The following is a 5,699-nucleotide window of genomic DNA, read 5'->3' on the forward strand; positions in this document are numbered from 1 at the left end:
GAGCGCTGTCCCCAGCCGATCGGCGAGACCAGTGAAAACCATCCGCTGGTCACCCGGGTCAGGTCAGCGCTCGGGGTGCCGAAGGCATCGCCGACGCCGCGAATAAGATACGCGGCACCAACCAGGGCGGCAGCCGCACCGTTGGCGCTGCGTCCCGAGGGCATGGCCTGCGCAATTGCCGCGGCGACGGTCACGAAAACCAGCCCGACGGCGCCGACGGCGGCTCCCGCTGTCACCGCGCCAATGACCGGGAGCCCGGCGGCGGCAAAGCCAGCAGCCACGCACCCGGCCAGCACCACATTCGCGGCACCGCCCAAGAGAAACGTCGCAACAAGTGAAGCGGTGCGCTGAAGCGGAGTTGACGCAATGAGCTCCGCGCGTCCCAGCTCTTCATCGGCACGGGTGTGCCGGATAACCAGAAAGGTACTCATCAGTCCTGCGAGCACGGCGGTGAAAGAATACCCCTGGAAAAACGCCACCGCGCCAATTCCCGTTCCGTCGGGAAACCCGCGCAGAAAGAGGAACGCCGGACTGCCTGCGGCCACCGCGATGATCGCGGCCCGCTCGCTTTCCTGGCCGAACTCCAGGGCCACCGCACTGGTTGTGACGAATCCCAGAAAGGCGGTCCCAAGGATCCAGACAGGCAGCAGCACCCGGTCCCGCCGCGCCTGGACCAGTGCCAGCCGTACGATGCCGGGCATCAGGACGCTGACCCGGTGCGGTCGCTGTAGTGACGCAAGAACAGGGACTCCAACGACGGCGGCGAGACAGTCAGCCCGCTGATCTCCGCCGCCGCGACGGCTTTCAGGACGGGCCCGAGGTCAGCGGCGTCGACACCGAATTCCACGGTATCCCCGTCGGTGTGGATATCTTTCACGCCGGGGAGTGCTGCTACCAGGCCAACATTCACCGCACCCTCAATTCTGAAGTGGGTTTGCTTTAGATGCCTCAGCTGGGTCAGCGTCCCGGATTCGACCGCTTTCCCGGAACGGATGATCGTCACCCGACCGCAGAGCTGCTCGACCTCGCTGAGGATGTGGCTGGAGAGTAGGACAGTGGCGCCGTCAGCGCTGACACGCCGGATCTGACGCCGGAAGACCGATTCCATCACGGGGTCCAGACCGGCGCTCGGCTCATCCAGAACGTACAAACGAGCCGGGCGCGCGAAGGCCGCGATCAGCGCCGCCTTCTGGCGGTTGCCTTTTGAATATGTCCGGGCCTTTCGCCGCGGGTCGAACTCAAATTCATCCACCAGTCTGCGGCGCAGTCTCTCGTCTGAGCCACCGCGCAGGCCGGTCAGCAGATCGATGACCTCGCCGCCGGAAAGGTTGGGCCACAGACCCACATCTCCCGGGACATAGGCGATATCCCGGTGGGTTTTCGCGGGGTTGCGCCATGGATCCATTCCAAAAATACGGACCGAGCCAGAGGTGGGGCGGATGAGTCCGAGAAGGACCCGGAGGGTAGTTGATTTACCGGCACCATTGGGGCCCAGGAACCCGTGGACCTCCCCTGCGCCAACGCTCAGATTGAGTCCGTCCAGAGCCCGGGTTCTGCCAAACTTCTTCACGAGCAACGTTGCGCTAACCACAGGGTCTGATGCTGAAGTCATGGTCCGCTTCCTCGGTACAGCGACAACAACCTGTCCACAGCCTACATTGATCCAGTCCCTTCATACCGGAGTATGAGCCGCGTGGTTGGAACACCCTCCCCCGGGCCGATTCGCGCTGCGGCAGGCGGCAATAGCGTGGAGAAATGACCACTTCCGCAGACGCGGCCCCCGTGCCGCTGCCCTCACCAATCGACACCGCCTCCGCCGTCTCCGCGGCCAACCTCACCAAGACCTACGGGCGTGGCGATACCGCCGTTCACGCCCTGCGCGACGTCAGTGTGCGGTTTGACCGGAGTAGATTCACCGCCATCATGGGTCCATCCGGGTCCGGCAAGTCCACGCTGATGCATTGCCTCGCCGGTCTCGATTCCGCGGACTCCGGCAGGCTGTGGATCGGCGACACCGAGATCACCGGTTTGCCCGATAACCGCCTTACCCGCCTTCGCCGCGACCGCGTGGGCTTCGTGTTCCAGGCCTTCAACCTGATACCAACCCTCACGGCGGAGCAGAACATCACCCTTCCGGTGTCGCTGGCGGGCGGAACCGTGGACCGTGCCTGGCTCAGGCAGATATCCGACGCCCTGGGGCTGAGAGACCGGCTCAGCCACCGGCCACACGAACTCTCCGGTGGCCAGCAGCAGCGGGTTGCCGTGGCACGCGCACTCCTCACCCGGCCGGACGTGATCTTCGGCGACGAGCCCACCGGCAACCTCGACTCCACGTCCGGGTCCGAAGTATTGTCACTCCTGCGCAGAAGCAGCCAGGAAATGGGCCAAAGCATCATCATGGTCACCCACGATCCGGTGGCTGCATCCTACGCTGACCGCGTGGTGCTCATGAAGGATGGCGAACTGGTGGGCCAGCTGGAGCGCACCGACGCCGATTCCATCGTGGCCGCCCTCTCACGTCTGGGCGGGTAAGTCATGCTGCAGGTAGCACTGGCGCAGGTCAGAACACACGCTCGGCGGTTCATTGCAGTGGGGCTCGCCATCATGCTCGGCGTCGGGTTCCTCTCCGCAACCCTCATGGTTGGCGGAACAACCAACGCCACCCTCCAGAACAGCGTCGGCGCGGGGTACGCCGCGTCCGATCTGGTGGTTACTTCCAGTCAATCCGCGCTGCCGGCCAACATCCTCGACACCATCACGCCTGTGGATGGCGTTTCCGCCGCCTACGCGCAGCTGCAGGGCTTCGTGGCGCTTGACGCTGGAACCGGCGGCGTCACGATGGCCGGTCTGCAGAACCTGGCACCCCCCGTTCTGGAGACCACCCAGCTTGAGCAGGGCAGGCTTCCCCACGGTGATTCCGAGATCGCTATCGATTCGGGATCCGCCACCCAGCTGGGATTGTCGGTCGGAGACACGGTGCAGGCCGCAACACCTGGCCTTGGATCGGTTGAGGACAGCCTCGCGGACGGGACGGCCCTGACAGTGGTGGGCCTGTCGCGGCCATCAGCTCAGCCCTTCCAATCGGGGATGGTGCAACTTCAGGCCGCTGAGACGCTGGTCCGCTCACTCGGCGACGACAGCGCCTTCCCCGTCAACGTCCACATCGCACTGACCGCCGGCGCTCATGCCGGTGAGGTTTCTCAACAGATTGTGGCTGCCCTCTCGGCGCAGGCATTGCCGCTTCGGTGCTGACTGCCGCGGACCAGACCACGCAGGACGTAGCCGCGCTGTCCGGTGGGCAGGATCAGCTGACAATCATCCTGCTCGCGTTCGCCGTCGTCGCCATCATCGTTACGGCCCTGGTGATTTCCAACACCTTCTCCGTACTGGTGGCGCAGCGCACCCGTGAACTGGCGCTGCTGCGCTGCATTGGCGCTGGGCGAGGACAGATCCGCAACTCAGTCCTGGTGGAAGCAGCGATCATGGGTCTTGTGTCCTCCGTGTTCGGCGTCCTGCTGGCAGCCGGGGTGATGTGGGTGCTGGTGGAAGTTGCCCGGAACAATCCAGGCAGTGAATTCGCCACCCTTGCGGTACCGCCGTCGGCCGTAATCGCAGGCATCGCCGTCGGCCTGCTGATGACGCTTGCCGCAGCCTTTGTTCCCGCACGGGCAGCAACGGCCGTCGCGCCCCTTGAGGAACTGCGACCGGCTGATTACGTGAACGTGTCCAACCGCCGTGGAAAGTTCCGGCTGATCGGCGGCGGCGTGCTGGTGATTATGGGTGGAGCGCTGCTTGCCGCCGGCGCCGCCCGTGCGGATCTCCTGATGGCACTTCCGGGTGGTGCGATGTCGTTTCTGGGAGTGCTTCTATGCGCCAGCCTGTTCATACCTGCACTTGTGTCCGGGCTCGGACGACTCGCTGAACCGCTCGGTGTGCCTGGACGGCTCGCCGCGGTCAATGCCGTGCGCAATCCCGCCCGGACCACTGCGACTGCCACCGCACTGGTTGTCGGGGTAACCCTTGTGACCATGATGATGGCCGGCGCACAAACATCACGCACGGCCTTCGAGGACACGCTTGCGCAGAACTACCCAGTGGATCTCAGTATCCAGCTGGAAGCTGACAGGACCGCGACCGCGTTGGAGACCCTGGCGTCCATCGAGGGGGTTGAAGCGGCTGCGGCCCTCACCGCTGTGGCCACAACCAGCGTCGAGAGCGGTGAGCGCACTGTCTATACGATCTCCGGATCGGATGCCGAGGCTGTGCTCCGCTCGGCGGAGACCCGCCCGGTGGACGACATCGTGCTGATGCCTGAAGACAGCGGCCTTCCGGAAATCACCATCGACGGGGCCTCCGGGAGCAAGACACTGCCGGTTCGGGAGGTCGAGAGCCGGACCCTGGTTCCGCTCATCTCAGAGGCGACAGCCGAGCGCCTCGGCGTTGTGACCGACCCCGCTTCCCAGGGCTCCGAGGTGTGGCTGAAGCTTGATGACTCCCTGGATTACGGTGCCGTGACAGCACTCCGGACGGAAATCGTCGAGACGCTGGGCCTGTCCGATTATCAGGTGAGCGGAGCCGCCCTTGAGCGTGCAACGTTCAACCAGATCATTGACGTGCTGCTTCTGGTGGTCACCGCCCTCCTGGCAGTAGCGGTGTTTATCGCGCTGATCGGCGTGGCCAACACGCTCTCCCTCTCCGTGCTGGAGCGAACCAGGGAATCCTCTCTGCTGAGGGCGTTGGGACTGACCAGGGCGCAGCTGCGCATCATGCTGGCGGTGGAAGCCGTGCTCGTCGCTGGCGTATCAGCCCTGCTGGGCACCGCGCTGGGCATCCTGTACGGGTGGCTCGGCGCGCAGGCCGCCCTCGGTTCGGTGGCGGCCGTGACCCCGTCCATTCCGTGGCTCCAACTGGCCGGGGTTCTGTTAGTGGCGGTGGTTGCCGGACTGATCGCCTCGGTAATGCCTGCGCGGCGCGCAGCCCGGCTTTCGCCCGTGGAAGGTCTGGCGATGGGCTAGGACTGTTCTCCCGCTCCGTGACCTGCGAGAATTAAGCGACTTGGGCGTCTTCGCAGGTCACGGCGCCGCGAAAGGAACCCTCATGAGTCAACAGCCCGCCACCGGTGATACTCCGCGTACCCCAGACCCCGGGCTCCTCTCCCGCTACCTGGATGACCATCTCCTGGCCGCCACGGGAGGGGTTCGCCTGTTTCAAGCCGCGCAGCGCTCATGGCGCGGAACTGAGCATGAGAAGGTCTTCGCCCGGTTGTTTGATGAAATCTCCAAGGACCGCGAAGATCTCCTGAGGCTGATCCGCTCCCTTGGTTTCACTCCGAATAAGGCCAAGATGGCGTTTGCCCAAGTCAGTGCACAGCTGGGAAAGGTCAATCCCATCAATCCGCTGCGCTCCGACAAGGGCGAAGGCGCACAGCTTGAACTGGAATCGTTGCAGAGCGCCATCCGTGGCAAGGAATGCCTCTGGGACACCCTGCTCACCCTCAACCGCGCAGGAATTGCCCTCCCCCCACTCACCACATCGCAGCTCGAGTCGCTGCTGGAGCGGGCACAAGAGCAGCAGCGCGAAGTTGCCGCCGTGATGCGCGCCACCGCAGTGGACCGGTTCAAAAACAGGGACAGCTAAGCGCGCCAGACCGCGCCCGTTGCCTGGTTTCGCACCCGAAAACGGCGGGCGCACCTAACATA

General features: G+C 64.7%; 5 protein-coding genes and 1 pseudogene. 4 read left to right on the top strand and 2 right to left on the bottom strand.

Annotation, left to right across the window (positions count from 1 at the left end):
- Together Y708_RS25670 and Y708_RS0115930 are read right to left on the bottom strand one after the other, a co-directional pair.
- A pseudogene (locus tag Y708_RS25670) lies at positions 1–701 on the bottom strand (polyketide antibiotic transporter); the annotation flags it as partial.
- Entirely contained in the window at positions 701–1,612 is a 912-nt protein-coding gene (locus Y708_RS0115930) for an ABC transporter ATP-binding protein (RefSeq protein ID WP_051479071.1), read from the bottom strand. The gene Y708_RS0115930 and the pseudogene Y708_RS25670, both read right to left, overlap by 1 nt.
- A 143-nt stretch (positions 1,613–1,755) precedes the next feature.
- Here Y708_RS0115930 and Y708_RS0115935 point away from each other — a divergent pair, with 143 nt between their 5' ends.
- From Y708_RS0115935 to Y708_RS0115945, 4 genes are all read left to right on the top strand, one after another.
- Entirely contained in the window at positions 1,756–2,532 is a 777-nt protein-coding gene (locus Y708_RS0115935; RefSeq protein WP_028280693.1) for an ABC transporter ATP-binding protein, read from the top strand.
- A gap of 3 nt (positions 2,533–2,535) precedes the next feature.
- Entirely contained in the window at positions 2,536–3,252 is a 717-nt protein-coding gene (locus Y708_RS31150) for an ABC transporter permease (RefSeq protein WP_253905845.1), read from the top strand.
- Positions 3,246–5,015, top strand: coding sequence for an FtsX-like permease family protein (locus Y708_RS25675; protein WP_253905846.1), 1,770 nt, complete (start codon positions 3,246–3,248; stop codon positions 5,013–5,015). Before Y708_RS31150 ends, Y708_RS25675 begins: the two co-directional genes overlap by 7 nt.
- 82 nt (positions 5,016–5,097) lie before the next feature.
- Positions 5,098–5,637 carry a hypothetical protein gene (locus tag Y708_RS0115945; protein ID WP_028280694.1) on the top strand — a complete coding sequence of 180 codons (540 nt, stop codon included), beginning with the start codon at positions 5,098–5,100 and terminating at the stop codon, positions 5,635–5,637.
- The last annotated feature ends 62 nt before the right edge of the window (positions 5,638–5,699 follow it).

Origin of the sequence: Arthrobacter sp. H5, assembly GCF_000520595.1 — a bacterium.
Classification (GTDB): Bacteria; Actinomycetota; Actinomycetes; order Actinomycetales; family Micrococcaceae; genus Arthrobacter_D.

Excerpts from the sequence above, each read along its gene's own strand:
- Y708_RS0115945 (WP_028280694.1), top strand. The coding sequence starts at position 5,098 with ATGAGTCAACAGCCCGCCACCGGTGATACTCCGCGTACCCCAGACCCC.
- Y708_RS0115930 (WP_051479071.1), bottom strand. The coding sequence starts at position 1,612 with ATGACTTCAGCATCAGACCCTGTGGTTAGCGCAACGTTGCTCGTGAAG.
- Y708_RS0115935 (WP_028280693.1), top strand. The coding sequence starts at position 1,756 with ATGACCACTTCCGCAGACGCGGCCCCCGTGCCGCTGCCCTCACCAATC.
- Y708_RS31150 (WP_253905845.1), top strand. The coding sequence starts at position 2,536 with ATGCTGCAGGTAGCACTGGCGCAGGTCAGAACACACGCTCGGCGGTTC.